The following is an 18,375-nucleotide window of genomic DNA, read 5'->3' as shown; positions in this document are numbered from 1 at the left end:
TCTCCAGGCTGTACTGGTGGGAGCTTCACCATGTTGAACACCCTTCTTCCAATCCTGTTGTTCGCAGCTCTGGCCCTTGCGGTGCTGGGTGCGTTGCGGCGGGTGGCTATGTGGCGTCGGGGCCGGGCCTCGAAGGTCGATCTGATCGGCGGCCTGTTCGCCATGCCCAAGCGTTATATGGTCGACTTGCACCACGTGGTGGCGCGGGATAAATACATCGCCAACACTCACGTCGCCACGGCCGGTGGTGCGGTGGCGTCGATCGTGCTGGCGATTCTGGTGCACGGTTTCGGCCTGCATAACCGTATCCTCGGCTATGCGCTGCTGCTGATGACGGCAGTGATGTTCGTCGGCGCGATCTTCGTTTACCGGCGCCGGCTCAATCCGCCGGCACGGTTGTCGAAAGGCCCGTGGATGCGCCTGCCGAAAAGCCTGCTGGCTTTCTCCGCCTCGTTCTTCCTGGTGACCCTGCCGGTGGCCGGGATCCTCCCGGAAAACTTCGGCGGCTGGCTGCTGGCGGCGATTCTCGGGCTCGGCGTTTTGTGGGGCGTGTCGGAGCTGTTCTTCGGCATGACCTGGGGCGGGCCGATGAAGCACGCGTTCGCCGGCGCGCTGCACCTGGCCTGGCACCGCCGCGCCGAACGCTTTGGCGGCGGTCGCTCCACCGGGTTGAAACCGCTGGACCTCAACGATCCATCCGCACCGCTGGGCGTGGAAAAACCCAAGGATTTCACCTGGAACCAGTTGCTCGGTTTTGACGCCTGCGTGCAGTGCGGCAAGTGCGAAGCGGCGTGCCCGGCCTTCGCTGCCGGCCAGCCGCTGAACCCGAAAAAGCTGATTCAGGACATGGTCGTCGGCCTGGCTGGCGGCACTGACGCGAAGTTTGCCGGTAGCCCTTATCCGGGCAAGCCAATCGGTGAGCACAGCGGCAATCCGCATCAACCGATCGTCAATGGTCTGGTCGATGCCGAAACCCTGTGGTCGTGCACCACCTGCCGCGCCTGCGTCGAGGAATGCCCGATGATGATCGAGCACGTCGACGCCATCGTCGACATGCGCCGCCATCTGACGCTGGAAAAAGGCGCGACCCCGAACAAGGGTGCCGAGGTCCTGGAAAACCTGATCGCCACTGACAACCCCGGCGGTTTCGCTCCGGGCGGGCGGATGAACTGGGCGGCGGATCTGAACCTCACTCTGCTTAGCGAAAAGAAATCCACCGACGTGCTGTTCTGGGTCGGCGACGGTGCCTTCGACATGCGTAACCAGCGCACCCTGCGCGCGTTCGTCAAAGTGCTGAAAGCCGCGAAGGTCGACTTCGCCGTACTCGGCCTCGAAGAACGTGACAGCGGTGACGTGGCCCGGCGTTTAGGCGACGAAGCGACCTTCCAGCTGCTCGCCAAACGCAATATCCAGACCCTGGCCAAATACAGCTTCAACCGCATCGTCACCTGCGATCCGCATAGCTTCCATGTGCTGAAAAACGAGTACGGCGCGTTCGACGGCAACTACCTGGTGCAGCACCACAGCACCTACATGGCGGAAATCATCCAGGCCGGTGCGCTGAACCTCGGTCAGCACAAAGGCAACAGCGTGACCTACCACGACCCGTGCTACCTCGGTCGCTACAACGGCGAGTACGAGGCACCGCGCGAAGTGCTGCGCGCCCTCGGCATCGAGGTCAAAGAGATGCAACGTTCCGGCTTCCGCTCGCGCTGCTGCGGCGGCGGTGGCGGTGCGCCGATCACCGACATTCCCGGCAAGCAGCGGATCCCCGACATGCGCATGGATGACATCCGCGAGACCGGCGCCGAGCTGGTGGCAGTAGGTTGTCCACAGTGCACTGCGATGCTCGAGGGCGTGGTCGAACCGCGTCCGCTGATCAAGGACATCGCCGAACTGGTGGCCGACGCGCTGCTCGAAGACGCCGCGCCGAACAAGCCGACTGCACCGGCCAAACGTGAACCTGCGGAGGCCCACTGATGAGCGACATTATCCGCCGCGACCCGCGCGCCGAATGGATTGCGCGTAACCGTCTGCATCCGCTGCACGCGGCGATGCAACCGGCGCAACACAGCTGGATGGGCCCCAATGGCGTCATCCGCAAGAACCTGCACGGCATCGGATTCATCGGCCCCAACGGCATCAAGCGTATCGATCGCAGCGGCGCGCAACAGGGCGGAGCGGTCAAACGCTCGGCCACGGTTGAAGTGCAGTTGCCGCTGCATCAGGTGCCAGCCCCGGCGTTCTATATCAGCGTGGTGCCGGACATGGTCGGCGGCCGCCTGAGCAGCCACGACCGTGACCTGTTGGGCCTGGCTCATCAACTGGCCGGCAACGACGGTGCGGTGCTGGCGGTGGTGTTTGGCGAACACAAAGAGAGCGCCTTCGCCACGGCCGGCGTCGATCGCTTGCTGGTACTGGAGGGCGACCAATTCAGCGGTTATGCACCGGAGCAACGGGTGCAGGGCCTGCGGGCTGTGGATAACCAGTTCAATCCACGCCACTGGCTGCTACCGGACAGCCGCAGCGGTGGTGGTGAACTCGGTCGGCGTTTTGCCGCGGCACTGGGCGAACGCCCGGCGACGCGAGTCTGGCAGGTCAAGGATCAGGAATGCATCGGTCGCGCTGGCGCAGGCCTGCAAGACCTGGCGCGACCGGTCGCACGCTTGATTCTGGCCGCAGCCGAATGCGCGGAACCGGTCAGCGAAACCCGTCATGAGGCACTGCCGGTGGAGTTATCCACAACGGTGGCGCGCAGCCTGTCGCGGATCGAGGATCTTGGCGCGGTCGCGGTGGACCCGGCGGCGATTCCGATGGCCGAAGCCGAGTTCATTTTCTCCGGCGGCAACGGGGTCAAGGACTGGGCGCTGTTCCACGAAACCGCTGCCGCCCTCGGTGCCACCGAAGGCGCCTCGCGGGTCGCGGTGGACGATGGCTTCATGGCGCGTGATCGGCAGGTCGGTGCGTCCGGCACTTGGGTCACCGCACGGGTTTATGTGGCTGTGGGTATCTCCGGGGCGATCCAGCACCTGCAAGGCATCGGTGCCTGCGACAAGGTGGTGGCGATCAACCTCGACCCCGGTTGCGACATGATCAAACGCGCCGATCTTTCGGTGATTGGCGAGAGCGCGGAAATTCTTCAGGCGTTGATCGCGGCGGTAGCGGCTTACCGCAACGAAGCCAAGCGCGATGCGGCTTAAGGAACGGGTTATGAGCACAAAGATCATCAGTCTGGTTTCCATCGGTGCCCACCCGACGTCGGGCCGGCCACGCCGCGCCGAACAGGACGCCCGCGCCGTGGAACTGGGCCTGCAACTGGCTGGGGATAACCTGCAAGTGCTGCATGCCGGGGACGTTGCGGAACCGGCGCTGCGCGCCTATCTGGGCATGGGCCTGGGACAGCTGCATGTGCTGGAACAACCCGCTGGCGCCGACGCCTTGCCGGGGCTGACCGCGTATCTGCGCGAGGCCGGCGCCCAAGTGGTGCTGACCGGCAGTCAGGCGGAAACCGGCGAAGGCTCGGGCATGTTGCCGTTCCTGCTGGCCGAGGGGCTGGGCTGGCCGCTGGTGGTGGGGCTGGCGCAGGTCGAGTCGATCAATGATGGTTCGGCGCTGGTGCTGCAAGCCTTGCCCCGTGGGCAGCGACGCCGGTTGAAGGTGAAGCTGCCGTTTCTGGCGACTGTGGATAACGCCGCGCCCAAACCTCGGCAGAGTGCCTACGGTCCGGCGCGACGCGGGGTGTTGAATGCCGAAGACGTTGAGGTGCTGGACGATGAACTGCTGGCCGTCTCCACACTGCAACCGGCCAAGCCACGGCCGAAACGTTTGAAGGTGATCAAGGCCAAGAGCGGTGCGGACCGCATGAAAGCTGCCACCGCTAAAGCCAGTGGCGGCGGTGGACAAGTGCTTAAAGGCGTCACCGCGCAGGCCGGCGCTGAAGCGATCCTCAAACTCCTGATCGAAGAAGGGGTTGTTCGCTGAAAAGCCCCTCACCCTAGCCCTCTCCCGGAGGGAGAGGGGACCGACCGAGTGGTATTGGCTAATTACATCGACCTGCGATTGCGCAGTGACCTTGGTCTGGCCAAGCCTGAGATCACAATGTTCGTTCAGGTCGGTGGAGTTTGAACAGGCGATGCGGTCGGCTCCCTCTCCCTTTGGGAGAGGGCTGGGGTGAGGGGTAGTGTTTACCCACAATCCCTGTTGGCGGATCTGTGGATAACGTGTTTGCCTTTGCCCGCACCCCACGCCAATCAAGCCTTACAGCGCTGCGATCAAAAAACAACCAGCCTAAGTCACGGATTTCCTGGACTTTTTCTCTTGGATAACTGAGCAAGTTGCCCCCATTCTCTGTTGGCGCTTCTGTGGATAAGATGTTCGCTATCCGCTGAGACCCATACCAACCGTGGCCTGCGAAGAGTTGATCAAAAAACAATCAAATCAGCTGTTTCTACGCAAAACTCCCACGCACCCCCCGATTTCACACACCCTCTAACGCTTTTCCACAGACAAGACAAAGTTACCCCCGAACTCTGTTGGTGCTTCTGTGGATAACGTGTTCGCCATCCTCTACAAGCCATGAAAACCGTGGCTTACAAAGACTTGATCAAAAAATAGCCAATGTGTCTGGCAAACCATAATTTTGGATAAGTCACGATTTTTCTTCACAAATCAGGCAGTTATTTTTCCATTCATCCACAGTTACCCCCATTTGCTGTGCATGGCTATGTGGATAACTTGTTCGCCAAACCCTGCAGGCCCCGCCGGGCATAGTCCAAACGGCAATTGATCAGATTTCATACAGTTCTAAAGCGTTGCCTTGACTTCGATTCCTGCGCTGTCTTCACTGCAATGGCACAAGGACAGCCGTCACTTATCCACATCAGGTTCTGGGAGAACGCATGATGGATAGCCGCCCACATCGCCATCCCCCCTCGCCACGCAAGCGCACGTTACGTCGTGCGGCCAATCAACGCGCTCGTCTGTAGCGACCTCCTGCTTTAACCGCTGTGCTGTCGCCGGGCTCGACCCGGAGGCCAGGTGCCCGTTCGCCCATTGATTGCAGGCAACCGCAGAGTTGCCCCATCTGCCTGAGAGAGGAACACCCTCATGACACGCATCGCAACGCCCATCAGCGAGATCAAGGAACACTACGACGTGATCGTCATCGGCTCCGGTTATGGCGGCGGCATTGCTGCATCGCGCCTGTCCCGGGCCGGCAAGCAGGTGTGCCTGCTCGAACGCGGGCGGGAAATCCAGCCCGGTGAATACCCCAACACCATGATCGCCGCGACTGAAGAGCTGCAGGTGCATGACCCGGACGGCCACATTGGCTCGCGCACCGGACTGTTCGACCTGCATGTGAATGCCCAGCAGAACGTGGTGGTCGGCTGCGGCCTCGGCGGTACATCGCTGATCAACGCCAACGTTGCCCTGGAGCCGGAACCCGGGGTGTTCGAGGATCCACGCTGGCCGCAGGCGGTACGCGATCATCGCGATACGCTGCTCAAGGACGGTTACGCCCGCGCCCGGGAAATGCTCAAGCCCAATCCGTACCCGAACAACGCGCCGAACCTGCCCAAGCTCGACGCCAACAAAAAGTCTGCGGACTACCTCAAGCAAGGCGCGCATTTCTACAAGCCACCGATCAACGTGACCTTCGACAAACTGCCGAACAACCTCAACCACGTCGGCGTCGAGCAACTGCCGTGCAACCAGTGCGGCGACTGCGTCTCGGGCTGTAACAACAAGGCCAAGAACACCACGCTGATGAACTATCTGCCGGATGCCTGGAACCATGGCGCGGAGATTTTCTGCCAGGCTGAGGTGCGGCATCTGGAGCGCGACGGCGATGGCTGGATCGTGCACTTCCAGTACCTCGACAGCGGGCGCGAGAAATTCGACGCGCCGACGCTGTTCGTGAAGGCCGATATCGTCGTGGTCTCCGCCGGCACCCTCGGCTCTACCGAAATTCTGCTGCGTTCGGGGGACAAGGGTCTGGTGATGTCCGGTCAGCTCGGCGAGAACATGAGCGGTAACGGCGACATCCTCGGTTTCGGCCACAACTGCGAGCAGACCATCAACGGCATCGGCTTCGGCGCGCATTCGGCCAAGGAGCTGCACCCGGTCGGCCCGTGCATCACCTCGATCATCGACATGCGCACCGAAGGTGACTGGCGCAGCCGCATGGTCATCGAGGAAGGCTCGATCCCTGGCGCCCTCGGCCGGCCGATGGTGCCGGCGATGGCCGGGTTTGCCCAGATGATCGGCAAGGCCACGGACGACAGTTTCAGCGGCAAGCTCGGCTACAAGGAGCGCGAGGCCGAAAGCTTCCTGCGCGGCCCCTATTACGGCGCGCTGCACAACATGCAGACCTACCTGATCATGAGCCACGACAGCGGTCAGGGCCGGATGATTCTCGACAACAAGGACCAGTTGCGCATCGACTGGCCGGGTGTCGGCGAGCAGGAAAACTTCAAGCTCGGCAACCAACGTTTGTACCAGAGCACCAAGGCACTGGGCGGGGTCTGGGTCGAGAACCCGATCTGGACCCAACTGCTCAAGCACAGCATCGTCTCGGTGCATCCGCTGGGCGGTTGCGTGATGGGCGAAGACGCGACGCAAGGCGTGGTCAATCACAAGGGCCAGGTGTTCAGCGGCGCGGCCGGCACCGATGTTTACGCCAGTCTGTACGTGACCGACGGCGCGGTGATCCCGACCTCGCTGGCGGTCAATCCGCTGCTGACCATCTCCGCCGTGAGTGAACGCAACATGGGCCTGCTGGCCGCCGACCGTGGCTGGAAGATCGACTACACGCTGCCGTCGGCACCGCGCAAACAGGTAGCGCCGCCGACCCTCGGCGTGCAGTTCACCGAAACCATGAAAGGCTATTTCTCCCGCGCCTTCACCGCCGCGCAAAGCACCGATCTGAAAGTCTACGAAGCGGCGGCCAAACGCGGCGAGGCGGACAACTCGCCAATCGACTTCACCCTGACCATCACCGCCAACGACCTCAACCGGATGATCAAGGAACCGGAGCACGCCGCGACCATTGTCGGTACGGTCAATGCCCCGGCGCTGTCGCCGCAACCGCTGACCGCCAGCAACGGCGTGTTCAATCTGTTCGAGCAATTCGAGCAGCAGGTCGACACGCGGCACATGAAATACGACATGAAACTGACCGCCGAGGACGGCAGCGACTACTTCTTCAGCGCCTTCAAAACCGTGCCGGAAGACAACGGCGTGCTCAACATCTGGCACGACACCAGCACCCTGTACGTGACGCTGTATCGCGGGCCGGACAAGTCGGGCGAGGTGATCGGCTCCGGGGTGATGCACATTCATCCGACCGATTTCGCCAAGCAGATGACCACCATGAAAGTGCTCAACGCGCGCAACGAGCGCGAGCGCATCGAAGGCCTGGCGCGCTTCGGCAAGTTCTTCGCCGGAATTCTCTGGGAGAGTTACGGCGGGGTCTTCGCCGGTGACAAATACTTCAACCCCGACGCGCCGCCACGCTTGAAACGGCCACTGGATGCGCCGATCCCGGCGGTGCATTTCTTCCCCACCGAGGACGGCGTCGAGCTGCGCCTGACCCGTTATCAGGCCGGTAGCAAAGGCCCGGTGATGCTGGTGCATGGCCTGGGCGTCGGCTCGAATATCTTTTCCACCGACACCATCCAGACCAACCTGCTGGAGTACCTGTGCAAGCACGACTATGACGTGTGGCTGCTGGATTTCCGGGTGAGCATTCTGCTGCCGGCGAGCAAGAAAGAGTGGAATGGCGACCAGATCGCCCAGTACGACTTCAAGGCTGCCATTGCGCAAATTCAGCAGGAGACGCAGGCCAAAGACGTGCAGTGCGTGGTGCATTGCTACGGCGCGACCACGTTCTTCATGTCGTTGCTGGCAGGGCTGCAGGGTGTGCGTTCGGTGGTCTGCTCGCAGATTGCCGCTGACACCGTGGTCGCCACAGCCACCGGATTGAAGGCTGGTCTGCACTTGCCGGGAATGCTCGACGCCATCGGCATCAAGTCGATGACGGCTTACGCCGACAGCAAGGAGAACTGGTTCAACCGCCTCTACGACAAGGCCCTCAACGGTTACGCGCGAATCGAGGCGCAGGGTTATTGCACCAACCCGGTGTGCCACCGCATCACTTTCATGTACGCCTCGCTGTATCGCCACGACACCCTCAACGAAACCCTGCACGACAACCTGCACGAGCTGTTCGGCGAGTCGAACATCGAGACCTTCGAGCACCTGGCGCTGATCGTGCGCAAAGGGCATCTGGTGGATTTCAAAGGCAACGATGTGTACATGCCGCACTTCCAGCGGCTGACGATGCCGATCTGCTTTATCAGCGGCGCGGAGAACCAGTGCTATCTGCCGGAAAGCACGCTCAAGACCTACCAGCGAGTCTGCGAAGTCCACGGGCCGGAGCGCTACAGCCGGCACGTAGTGCCGGGTTACGGCCACATCGACTGCATGTTCGGCAAGAACGCGGTGGTGGATGTGTATCCGCTCATCCTTGAGCACCTGGAGAAAACGGCCCTCGGCTGAGATCGATTACTGATTTCTGTGTTGAGGAGATTCTCTGTGGCGAGGGGATTTATCCCCGATCGGCTGCGCAGCAGTCGTAAAACCTGAGTGCGCGATCATCCTGACAGACCGCGCCGGCAGGGTTTGGGGCCGCTTCGCGACCCATCGGGGATAAATCCCCTCACCACAGGGGACATCGCTGGTTGGTGGTCAGAAGGAAATGGATGATATGGACAGCTACATCCGCTGGTTTCAACGCTTCATCTGGATCGGCATTGCGATGAACATGGTGTTCGCGATCCCGGCGCTGTTCGCGCCGGGGTTGCTGACATCGGTGGTCGGTCTGCCGCCGCAACTCTCCGACCCGTGGCTGGAAAACGCCGGGATGCTGCTGGTGGGCATCAGCGTGTTTTACATGCCGTCGGGCTTCAATGCGCCGCGCTATGTGGTGCATTCCTGGCTGTGCGTGCTGACGCGGCTGATCGCCGTGGTGTTCTGGATTTACCTGATCAATACGAGCATTCAGGGTTCGGTGTTCGTGCCGATGCTGATGGGCGATCTGAGCTTCTTCCTGATCCTCGGTATTCTGCTGTACCTCGGCACCACGCCCGCGAACCGGCCATGGGCGCTGCTCTGCGATGGCTGTCGCGAGTGGCGCGCGGCCTGGGCGCGGCAATGGCAGAGCCATGCCTTCAAGGTCGGCACCTTGATCGTGGTGGCGCTGCTCGGTTTCATCGGTTACCAGACCTGGTACCAGATGCTGCGGGTGGTGCCGGAGCAGGAATACGCCTCCGACGAAGACCACTACAAATACGCCGCCATCGGCCTCGGTATCGAAGCGCGGATCCCGTATTACCTGTTCGCCGTGCTGCCGCAGATGTGCCCGGAAAAACTGCCCAAACCCGGCGGCTGGGAAGTCTTCGGCTTTCTCTATGAAAACGGCAAGGACCTGCCGATCGGCATGGCCAAGCGGCAGATCGGTTACCCGACCGTGGAACCGAACTGCGCGCTGTGTCACACCGGCTCCTACCGGGCCAATGCCAGCGACGTTGCGGTCAACGTGCCGAGCGCGCCGGCCAACACCCTGCAACTGCAGGCCTTCCAGTGGTTCGCCTACGATTGCGCCAGCGACCCGAAATTCACCACCGACGCGGTGATGGCGGCGATCAACGGCAAATTCCAGCTGGGCTTTTTCGAGAAGCTCTACAACCGCTATCTGATTATTCCGATGGCGAAGAGCGCTTTGCTCAAGCAGAAACAGGCCTACGCCTGGCAGAAGCTGCGGCCGCAACAGGGCCCGGGCCGCACCGACACCTTCAACCCGACGAAAATGGTGGTGTTCGGCTTCCCGGATGACTCGACCATCGGCACCGTCGATCTGCCGCAAGTGTGGAACCAGAAGCCGCGGGAATCGATGTACCTGCACTGGGACGGCAATAACAACAAGATCCACGAGCGCAACTACGCCGCCGCGATGGCCGTGGGCGCAACGCCGGAGTCGGTGCTGCCGCCGAGCTTCAACCGAGTGACCAACTGGCTGCTCGGGCACAAGGCGCCGGCGTGGCCGTGGGCGCTGGATCAGGCGAAAGTCGCGCAAGGCAAGCCGATCTGGGATGCAAATTGCGCCGCGTGCCACGACTTCGGACGCGCCGACACCGGGCAAGTGACCACCAACATCGACCAGCTCGGCACCGATCCACATCGGCTCGATTCGTTCACCACCGGTCTGGTGACGGCGTTCCATACCTTCAAGAAACCGCCGTTCGACTTCGGCGCGTATCGCAAGACCCAGAGCTACAGCAACACGCCGACTGACGGTATCTGGCTGCGCGCGCCTTACCTGCACAACGGTTCGGTGCCGACCCTGTGGGATCTGCTGCAACCGCCGGAAAAACGTCCGGTGGTGTTCATCACCGGCTCCGACGTCTACGACCCGGTCAACGTCGGTTTCGTCACCACGGGCGCTCAGGCCAAAGCCTCGGCGGATTTCAAATACGACACCCGACTGGAGGGCAACCACAACAGCGGTCACCTGTATGGCACCACGCTGTCGGACGACGACAAACGTGCGTTGATCGAATTCATGAAAACCCTGTGAGCCCTTACGGATAGAGGATTACGCCATGTCACTGGTCAGTCATTGGGAACACGAGTACGACAAGGTCAAACTGCGCATTCACGGCTTGTTCACGCGCATGGAAATGGCCTGGATGAAGCTCATCAGCGAGCTGGAACCGCAGGAGTTTCAGGCGATCATCAAGCTGCTGCAGCGCGGTCACGATCAGGCGCAGTACGTGCTGAAAAACGGTGAGTTGCCGGGCGACGAGCCGGCGGTGCCGTGGGAGTTGTCCCACGGGTTGTCGATCCTGCGTATCGGCAATGCCACACCGTTGCCGCAATCGCCGGATCAACTGGCAACCCGGGTGTTGCAGGACGGCAGCCTGCTCGGCTGTCGCAAGTGGGAATTGCTTGATCTGCTGTGGAGCGAGGCATTGCTCAAGTGGATTGAAAACCTGCGCCATCACGCGACCTTCGGCACTGACCCGGCGGTGGTGCAGATGGAGCGCGACGTGACTTTGGCGATTGCCGGCGACTGGGGCACCGGCCCCTTCGACAGTCATGCGCCGGCAGTTTCAGTCGCCAACCAGATGCAACTGGCGCAAGCGGATTTCACCATCCATCTGGGCGACGTCTACTACGCCGGCAGCCATTCGCAGGAAGACGTCGACATGGCCGGTTGGCCGATGGGCAGCCACGGCTCGTTCACCCTCAACTCCAACCACGAGATGTACAGCGGCGCCCACGGCTATTTCAAGGAACTGGCCAAGCGCTTTCCGGGGCAGCAGGGCACCAGTTATTTCGCCTTGATCAACGACGACTGGCTAGTGGTCGGGCTGGATTCGGCGTATGCCTCGGACGCGATGAACCTGTACATGGACGGCACACTCAACGAGCCGCAGATCACTTGGATGAAAGCCTTGCCCAAGCGCAAAAAGATCATGGTACTCAGCCATCACCAGGGCTTCGATATTTCCGGGCATCACCAGACCGCGCTGTATCAACCGGTGTGCGATGCCCTGGGGCGCGAGCCGGATTATTGGTACTGGGGGCATCTGCACAACGGCATCGTCTATGCACAGCAGGGCGGTTTGCACGCGCGCTGCGCCGGGCACGGGGCGATTCCCTATGGCAATGCCAGCGAGCTGAACGGGCATTCGCGGGTGTTGTGGTCGGAGACGCAGGATGCCAACGACCCGGCGTATCCACTGCGGGTGTTGAACGGGTACGCGAAAATCAGGTTGGTGGGAGAGGATATTTTTGAGGAGTTTATTGGGGAGGATGGCAGTGTGAGGTGGTCATCCACATGACCGGGCGCCTGCGGTATCTGTACCGCAGGCCTTTTCATGCATTGAAAATATAAAAACCTTAACTCCTCTTGTGCTGGCTAGTTAAAGGGTTTAGTTGTCGGTATATGCCGAATCAAAATAGAAACAGTTTCCGATAGTTCTATTGGCAAGTTTGACAGGTATGGTGGCTGCGACTTTACTTGGCTGCACGTGAGGAATTGAACAAAATTGTTCAGCAATAAATTCCGCCGGGTTCAATGCAGGAGTTTTTTTGTAATGGAGTACTTTTAGTCAATTTATTGGCTTTTTATCAAGAAACCCTACTTTGTGATTAATCCATTTCGGGATGGCGCTGCGAAAGCTGTTTAATTCGCGCGTATTTCATGTGGGATGCTGTTTGATAATTGCCGGAATTAAAAAGACAACGAGCAGTTGCATGGGCGGAGTATGAGTTTTTTGACGAGTGCTGTCTGCCGGTTTTATCAGCAGCATTTGTCTGCCGGGGCACAACACCAAATGCGATAAATACAACACTACAAGGAGTTCCAAAATGTCTGAAGCAGCCAAGTCAAAAGTCAAGTCGGTCGCCGAAGCGGCCGTTCCTCCGTCGAAAGAGGCTTATGTCGAACTGCTGAACGAAATGCGCGTTCATGCCAAGAAACGCTCGTCGGGTGCGGCACGAGGCGTACTGATGGCTTCGCCACGCCTGCAACAGATTCACCTGCGCAGCCTTTATCTGAGTAATGGCGCCAATGATCCAGGTGTGAAAAGGCTGGAAAAAGAAGCCAGGGAAGCAGGAGAAGGACAGTCGAATCAATCGGAAAAAGGGCTGGTGAAAGCCACCGAAGCGTTCCAGAATTCCGGGTCGACCGATACCAAGTCCTACAAGGAAAAACTTGAGGAGCTGCGTAAACGTGACCAGAAGGCTGCCGAAGAGCGAATCGACAAAATCTACGACGCGGCCATCAATGAAGTTGACAAATTTCCGGCCAGTGCCGATGCGGTTATTGGTTTTATGGAAAACTTTGGCAATCTCTTTAATGGCGTACTCAACAAGATCGGTGACTTCTTTATCGAGATTGGCCAGAAGATCCTCAGTTGGCTGAAGAATGTCTGGGAGAAAATTACCAATACTTTCAATTCGGTCGTCAGTTGGATTGGAGGCTGGTTCTCCTGAAGCCATTTTATGGTCTGTGAGGTGTTTAATGATCAAACCATTTAAACCCATCGGGCCACCGCCGTTTATCGATCCTATTGAAGGCGAGTGGTGTCGCGCAATCAATCTTGAAGAAAATCGGGCGCTTGATGCAAATAAAGCAAAGCTCGATGCTCTTCGACTTCGCGACAAGAAACGAACCGAAGAAAAGATCGATGGTTTGTACGATGCGCTGCAAAGAAAAATCGACCCGGACTATAAACGTCCGCCGAGTGCCGCTGATGTGAACAATATCTTCGAGGCGGCGCAGAGCATCATCAGATCCTGGAACTGGTAACGGTGCCACGGCTGCAATAAAAAAACCGCGAGCGTGCTCGCGGTTTTTTATTGTCGGCACTGGCGATTTTCAACCCTGAACCGGCACGCCCTTGAGGTACGGCGCAGGTTCCGCCCCAAGGTTGTTCAGCATCCGCTCGCTGTACCAATCCACGAAGTTGACCACGCCAAACTCATAGGTCTTGGAGTAAGGCCCCGGCTGATAAGCCGTGGAGTTGATCCCGCGCTGGTTCTCTTCGGCCAGGCGGCGGTCCTGATCGTTGGTCGCGTCCCACACCTGGCGCATGCGCTCGACGTCGTAATCCACGCCTTCGACCGCGTCCTTGTGCACCAGCCATTTGGTGGTGACCATGGTTTCCTGGGCGCTGATCGGCCATACGGTGAAGACGATGATGTGGTCGCCCATGCAGTGGTTCCACGAGTGCGGCAGGTGCAGGATGCGCATCGAACCGAGATCCGGGTTCTTGATCCGGCCCATCAGTTTGGCGCAGCCCTGTTTGCCGTCCAGGGTCATCGACACGGTGCCCTTGAGCAGCGGCATGCGCACGATGCGGTTGCGCAGGCCGAAGCTGGCGTGGGCGTAAGGGATCTTCTCGGCTTCCCACGCAGCAGCAGACGCGGCGACGTGATCCTTGAACGCCTGATCGGCACGCGGGTCGGTGACGTCGTCCCATTCCAGCAGGGTTTTCAGCAGTTCCGGGTGCGACGCGTTGCAGTGGTAGCACTCGCGGTTGTTTTCCAGCACCAGTTTCCAGTTGGCCTTTTCCATCAAGGTGGTGGTGATCGCCACCTTGGTGTTCTCCATGTCGTACGGTTCCATGTAGTGGTTCAGCGTCGACAGGAAGTCATCGATGGCCGGCGGATTCTCCGCCAGGCTGATGAAGATGTAGCCGCCGGCAGTCTTCACGTTCACCGGTTTGAGGCCGTATTGCTTCATGTCGAAGTCGGCGCCCATCTCGGTGCCGGCGAACAGCAGGCGCCCGTCCAGCTCGTAGGTCCACTGGTGGTAGTGGCAGACCAGTTTGGCAACCTTGCCCTTTTCGCTGGTGCACAGACGCGAGCCACGGTGGCGACAGACGTTGTGGAACGCGTGGACCACGCCGTCGGCGCCACGAATGACGATGATCGGGTTCTTGCCGACCTGCAGGGTCAGGTAGTTGCCCTTGGCCGGGATCTCGCAGGTCATGCCGGCGATCAACCACTCTTTCTGGAAGATCTCCTGCATGTCGATATCGAACAGGCGTTCGTCGCTGTAGAACGGCTGCGGCAGCGAGAAAGTGCGCTCGCGCTCCTGCAGCATCTGTGCGGTGGCCTTGCGTGCGGGTTCCAGCGGATCGCCCAGGCTGATTTTTGCGGTGACGTCCATCGATGTATTCCTCAAGGCCATCTGCGTGGCCGCGAAAGTGGCTGATCAGGGTTGCTACGCAAGGTGTAAAGAATTCGTCTTGGTGTGGGGCGAGTGTGGGGCCGGCGCTGCCCGGAACCTTATCCATGGGCGACATGGTGCAATCTGTTCCCGACGCGCAACCCCCGGCGGTTGGGGGCTGGTCGCGATAAGTATGCCGATGTCGCGGATAGGTAAACGGACGGTTCACGCTATACGCAGAATCGCCACATGAAGGCCGACAGTCGGCCGTGGAGAACAGCATGTCCAACAGCTTCCTGAATCCGGTCACCACCCAGACCTGGGCCAATGGCCGACACATCGTCCGTTGCGTCAAAGTCATCCAGGAAACCTGGGACGTGCGCACCTTCTGTTTCATGGCCGACCAGCCGATCCTGTTCTTCTTCAAGCCCGGGCAGTTCGTGACCCTGGAGCTGGAAATCGACGGCCAGCCGATCATGCGCTCGTACACCATTTCCAGTTCGCCGTCGGTGCCGTACAGCTTCTCGGTGACTATCAAACGCGTGCCGGGCGGCAAGGTCTCCAACTGGCTGCACGACACCCTGCATGAAGGCCAGGAGCTGGCAGTGCACGGCCCGGTCGGGCTGTTCAACGCCATCGACTTCCCGAGTCCGAAAGTGCTGTATCTCAGCGGCGGCGTGGGGATCACTCCGTGCATGTCGATGGCGCGCTGGTTCTACGACACCAACGCCAACGTCGACATGACCTTTATCCACAGCGCGCGCTCGCCGAAAGACATCATTTACCACCGCGAGCTGGAACACATGGCGTCGCGAATCGACAACTTCAGCCTGCACCTGATCTGCGAGAAACACGGGCTGGGCGAGCCGTGGGCCGGTTATCGCGGCTACCTCAATCACAAGATGCTGGAACTGATGGTGCCGGACTTCCTCGAACGCGAAGTGTTCTGCTGCGGCCCGACGCCGTACATGAACGCGGTCAAGCGCCTGCTGGAAGTGGCCGGTTACGACATGTCGCGTTATCACGAGGAATCCTTCGGCGCCACGCCACCGGAGGCTCGTGCCGATGCGGTGGAGCAAGCCGAGCAGGCAGCCGAGGCTCCGGAAATCGATGCAGCGGATCTGCATCAGGTCGAATTCACCGCGTCCGGCAAAAGCATTCGCGTGGCCCCGGGCGAAACCGTGCACGCGGCGGCGGCCAAGCTGGGCCTGATGATCCCGAAAGCTTGCGGCATGGGGATCTGCGGCACGTGCAAGGTGATGAAGCTTGGGGGCGAAGTAGAGATGGAGCACAACGGCGGGATTACCGAGGACGACGAGGCGGAAGGGTTTATCTTGTCGTGCTGCAGCGTGCCGAAGGGCGACGTCAGAATCGAATTCTGAGCTGGGGCGAACTTTGCGTACGGCTTGCCCCTCACCCCAGCCCTCTCCCAGAGGGAGAGGGGGCCGACCGAGGTGTCTGGCGCTATACATCGACCCTGAAAGACCTTATCGATTATGGATTCGGTAAAGCAGATTCAGGTCGGGGTAATTCTCAAATATCCCCCAATCAGTCCCCTCTCCCTCCGGGAGAGGGTTAGGGTGAGGGGCTTTTCAGTCGATAAACAAATCCGTCATCAACGCCGCATCACTCCCCGGTTCGAACCGGTAATGCTTGAACTCAGTCACGCCGTGCTCACGCAAAATTTCTTCGTCGATAAGTAGCCGTCCAGTGATCTGTCGTGCGCTGCTTCCCAGGATCACATGCGCCGCATCCGCCATGATCGCCGGCGTGCGCGCATGCTTGAACGACTCACGGTTGCCCAGCTGGAATTCGATGGCGGCGGTGGCAATCATGGTCTGCGGCCACAGTGAATTGACGCTGATGCCGTAACTGGCGAATTCCTCGCTCATGCCCACGGTCAACATGCTCATGCCGTACTTGGTCACCGTATACGGGCTGAACTGGGCAAACCACTTGTTCGCCATGTTCAGCGGTGGCGACAAGTTGAGGATGTGTCCGGCGGATTTCTTCAGATAGGGCAGGGCGGCCTGGCTGCACAGCAGTACCGCGCGGGTGTTGATCTGGTGCATCAGGTCGAAACGCTTGAGTTCGATGTGCTGCACGCCGGTCAACTTGATCGCCCCGGCGTTATTGACCAGCGCATCGATGCCGCCGAAATGCTCGTTGGCCTGGGCCAGCGCATTGCGCACCGCGTCTTCATCACGCACATCGACTTGCAGGGCCAATGCCTTGCCGCCAGCGGCTTCGACTTCCTTGGCTACGCTGTGGATGGTGCCGGGCAGTTTGGGATGGGCTTCGGCGCTTTTGGCCGCAATCGCGATATTGGCCCCGTCTTTCGCGGCACGCAGCGCAATCTCACGCCCGATGCCACGGCTGGCGCCGGTGATGAACAGGGTTTTGCCTTGTAGCGACATGCCGATGCTCCTGCTTCTTGTTATGTGAGCGGAGGGCTCGACAGACAATGTAGACCAAGAGTCATCGCCATCCCTGTAGGAGCTGCCGCAGGCCGCGATCTTTTGATCTTGTTTTTAAGATCAAAATCAAAAGATCGCGGCCTGCGGCAGCTCCTACAGGGGAATCAGGCGGACATCACTTCGCGGATGTCGCGGGCCAGTTCGCGTACGCGTTCTTCTTCGGTGTCCCACGAGCACATGAAACGTGCGCCGCCCTTGCCGATGAAGGTGTAGAAGCGCCAGTTTTTCGCGGTCAGCGCGGCGATGGCCGGTTCCGAGAGTTGCAGGAATACGCCGTTGGCCTGCACCGGGAACATCAGTTCCACGCCCGGAATGTCGCTGACCAGCTCGGCCAGCAGTTGCGCGCAGTGGTTGGCGTGGCGAGCGTATTTGAGCCAGGCGTCGTTTTCGAGGATGCCGACCCACGGTGCCGAGAGGAAGCGCATTTTCGACGCCAGTTGCCCGGCCTGCTTGCAGCGGTAATCGAAGTCTTCGGCCAGTTTGTGGTTGAAGAACAGAATCGCTTCACCCACGGCCATGCCGTTTTTCGTACCGCCGAAGCACAGCACATCGACGCCGGCCTTCCAGGTCAGGTCGGCCGGCGAGCAGCCGAGGAATGCGCAGGCGTTGGAGAAACGCGCGCCGTCCATGTGCAGGTGCAGGCCCAGCTCTTTGCAGGTGGCGCTGATGGCGCGGACTTCTTCCGGGGTGTAGACGCTGCCGACTTCAGTGGCCTGAGTCAGGGTCACGACGCGCGGTTTGGGGTAGTGGATGTCCTGGCGCTTGAGCGCGACTTCGCGGATCGACTGCGGGGTGATCTTGCCGTTTTCGGTGCCAGCGATCAGCAGTTTCGAGCCGTTGGAGAAGAATTCCGGCGCGCCGCATTCGTCGGTTTCGACGTGGGCGGTTTCCGAGCAGATCACGCTGTGGTAACTCTGGCACAGTGACGACAGCGCCAGCGAGTTGGCGGCGGTGCCGTTGAAGGCGAAAAACACTTCGCAGTCGGTTTCGAACAGCTTGCGGAAATGGTCGGCCGCACGTGCGGTCCATTCATCGTCGCCATAAGCGCGCTGGTGGCCGTGGTTGGCCTGTTCCATGGCGGCCCAGGCTTCAGGGCAGATACCGGAGTAGTTGTCGCTGGCGAATTGTTGGCTCTTGTCGGTCATGGCCGGCTTC

12 protein-coding genes are annotated in these 18,375 nt (G+C 60.2%); 9 read left to right on the top strand and 3 right to left on the bottom strand.

The features are described 5' to 3' along the window. Positions 1-30 precede the first annotated feature (30 nt). The 8 genes from dgcB to J1G18_RS00565 all read left to right on the top strand — a co-directional run bounded on the left by dgcB (position 31) and on the right by J1G18_RS00565 (position 13,378). The gene (dgcB, locus tag J1G18_RS00600) at positions 31-1,980 is read left to right on the top strand and encodes a dimethylglycine demethylation protein DgcB (protein ID WP_223006935.1); all 1,950 of its coding nucleotides are present in this window, start codon (positions 31-33) and stop codon (positions 1,978-1,980) included. Then, entirely contained in the window at positions 1,980-3,200 is a 1,221-nt protein-coding gene (locus J1G18_RS00595; RefSeq protein WP_134787510.1) for an electron transfer flavoprotein subunit alpha/FixB family protein, read from the top strand. Before dgcB ends, J1G18_RS00595 begins: the two co-directional genes overlap by 1 nt. Positions 3,201-3,210: 10 nt before the next feature. Continuing rightward, complete coding sequence (locus J1G18_RS00590; RefSeq protein WP_223006934.1) at positions 3,211-3,981, top strand: electron transfer flavoprotein subunit beta; 771 nt, start codon at positions 3,211-3,213, stop codon at positions 3,979-3,981. Between the two features lie 1,125 nt (positions 3,982-5,106). Further along, on the top strand, positions 5,107-8,559 hold the full coding sequence (locus tag J1G18_RS00585; RefSeq protein WP_223006933.1) for a GMC family oxidoreductase N-terminal domain-containing protein: 3,453 nt from the start codon (positions 5,107-5,109) through the stop codon (positions 8,557-8,559). A gap of 208 nt (positions 8,560-8,767) precedes the next feature. Next, positions 8,768-10,636: a hypothetical protein gene (locus J1G18_RS00580; protein WP_223006932.1), complete on the top strand. Its 1,869-nt coding sequence runs from the start codon at positions 8,768-8,770 to the stop codon at positions 10,634-10,636. Positions 10,637-10,661: 25 nt separating this feature from the next. Continuing rightward, positions 10,662-11,906, top strand: coding sequence for a metallophosphoesterase family protein (locus J1G18_RS00575; protein WP_223006931.1), 1,245 nt, complete (start codon positions 10,662-10,664; stop codon positions 11,904-11,906). 529 nt (positions 11,907-12,435) lie between these two features. Beyond that, the gene (locus J1G18_RS00570) at positions 12,436-13,062 is read left to right on the top strand and encodes a hypothetical protein (RefSeq protein ID WP_064589562.1); all 627 of its coding nucleotides are present in this window, start codon (positions 12,436-12,438) and stop codon (positions 13,060-13,062) included. A gap of 28 nt (positions 13,063-13,090) precedes the next feature. Beyond that, a complete protein-coding gene (locus J1G18_RS00565; protein WP_064589561.1) occupies positions 13,091-13,378 on the top strand; it encodes a hypothetical protein in 288 nt (95 codons plus the stop codon). Positions 13,379-13,447: 69 nt separating this feature from the next. On the opposite strand, the gene gbcA is transcribed toward J1G18_RS00565, so the two are convergent. Further along, complete coding sequence (gene gbcA / locus J1G18_RS00560; RefSeq protein ID WP_027610658.1) at positions 13,448-14,743, bottom strand: glycine-betaine demethylase subunit GbcA; 1,296 nt, start codon at positions 14,741-14,743, stop codon at positions 13,448-13,450. A 281-nt stretch (positions 14,744-15,024) separates the two neighbouring features. On the opposite strand from gbcA, the gene gbcB reads away from it, so the two are divergent. Further along, on the top strand, positions 15,025-16,125 hold the full coding sequence (gene gbcB / locus J1G18_RS00555) for a glycine-betaine demethylase subunit GbcB (RefSeq protein WP_135296724.1): 1,101 nt from the start codon (positions 15,025-15,027) through the stop codon (positions 16,123-16,125). Positions 16,126-16,335: 210 nt separating this feature from the next. Here gbcB and J1G18_RS00550 read toward each other — a convergent pair whose 3' ends face one another. After that, positions 16,336-17,160, bottom strand: coding sequence for an SDR family oxidoreductase (locus J1G18_RS00550; RefSeq protein WP_223006930.1), 825 nt, complete (start codon positions 17,158-17,160; stop codon positions 16,336-16,338). A gap of 164 nt (positions 17,161-17,324) precedes the next feature. Further along, a complete protein-coding gene (locus J1G18_RS00545) occupies positions 17,325-18,365 on the bottom strand; it encodes a low specificity L-threonine aldolase (protein ID WP_016772826.1) in 1,041 nt (346 codons plus the stop codon). Between the last annotated feature and the right edge of the window lie 10 nt (positions 18,366-18,375).

The organism is Pseudomonas sp. MIS38, from assembly GCF_019891575.1.
GTDB classification, from domain to species: domain Bacteria; phylum Pseudomonadota; class Gammaproteobacteria; order Pseudomonadales; family Pseudomonadaceae; genus Aquipseudomonas; species Aquipseudomonas putida_A.
This window is presented reverse-complemented; position numbering and strand designations above follow the sequence as displayed.

Excerpts from the sequence above, each read along its gene's own strand:
- dgcB (WP_223006935.1), top strand. The coding sequence starts at position 31 with ATGTTGAACACCCTTCTTCCAATCCTGTTGTTCGCAGCTCTGGCCCTT.
- J1G18_RS00595 (WP_134787510.1), top strand. The coding sequence starts at position 1,980 with ATGAGCGACATTATCCGCCGCGACCCGCGCGCCGAATGGATTGCGCGT.
- J1G18_RS00590 (WP_223006934.1), top strand. The coding sequence starts at position 3,211 with ATGAGCACAAAGATCATCAGTCTGGTTTCCATCGGTGCCCACCCGACG.
- J1G18_RS00585 (WP_223006933.1), top strand. The coding sequence starts at position 5,107 with ATGACACGCATCGCAACGCCCATCAGCGAGATCAAGGAACACTACGAC.
- J1G18_RS00580 (WP_223006932.1), top strand. The coding sequence starts at position 8,768 with ATGGACAGCTACATCCGCTGGTTTCAACGCTTCATCTGGATCGGCATT.
- J1G18_RS00575 (WP_223006931.1), top strand. The coding sequence starts at position 10,662 with ATGTCACTGGTCAGTCATTGGGAACACGAGTACGACAAGGTCAAACTG.
- J1G18_RS00570 (WP_064589562.1), top strand. The coding sequence starts at position 12,436 with ATGTCTGAAGCAGCCAAGTCAAAAGTCAAGTCGGTCGCCGAAGCGGCC.
- J1G18_RS00565 (WP_064589561.1), top strand. The coding sequence starts at position 13,091 with ATGATCAAACCATTTAAACCCATCGGGCCACCGCCGTTTATCGATCCT.
- gbcA (WP_027610658.1), bottom strand. The coding sequence starts at position 14,743 with ATGGACGTCACCGCAAAAATCAGCCTGGGCGATCCGCTGGAACCCGCA.
- gbcB (WP_135296724.1), top strand. The coding sequence starts at position 15,025 with ATGTCCAACAGCTTCCTGAATCCGGTCACCACCCAGACCTGGGCCAAT.
- J1G18_RS00550 (WP_223006930.1), bottom strand. The coding sequence starts at position 17,160 with ATGTCGCTACAAGGCAAAACCCTGTTCATCACCGGCGCCAGCCGTGGC.
- J1G18_RS00545 (WP_016772826.1), bottom strand. The coding sequence starts at position 18,365 with ATGACCGACAAGAGCCAACAATTCGCCAGCGACAACTACTCCGGTATC.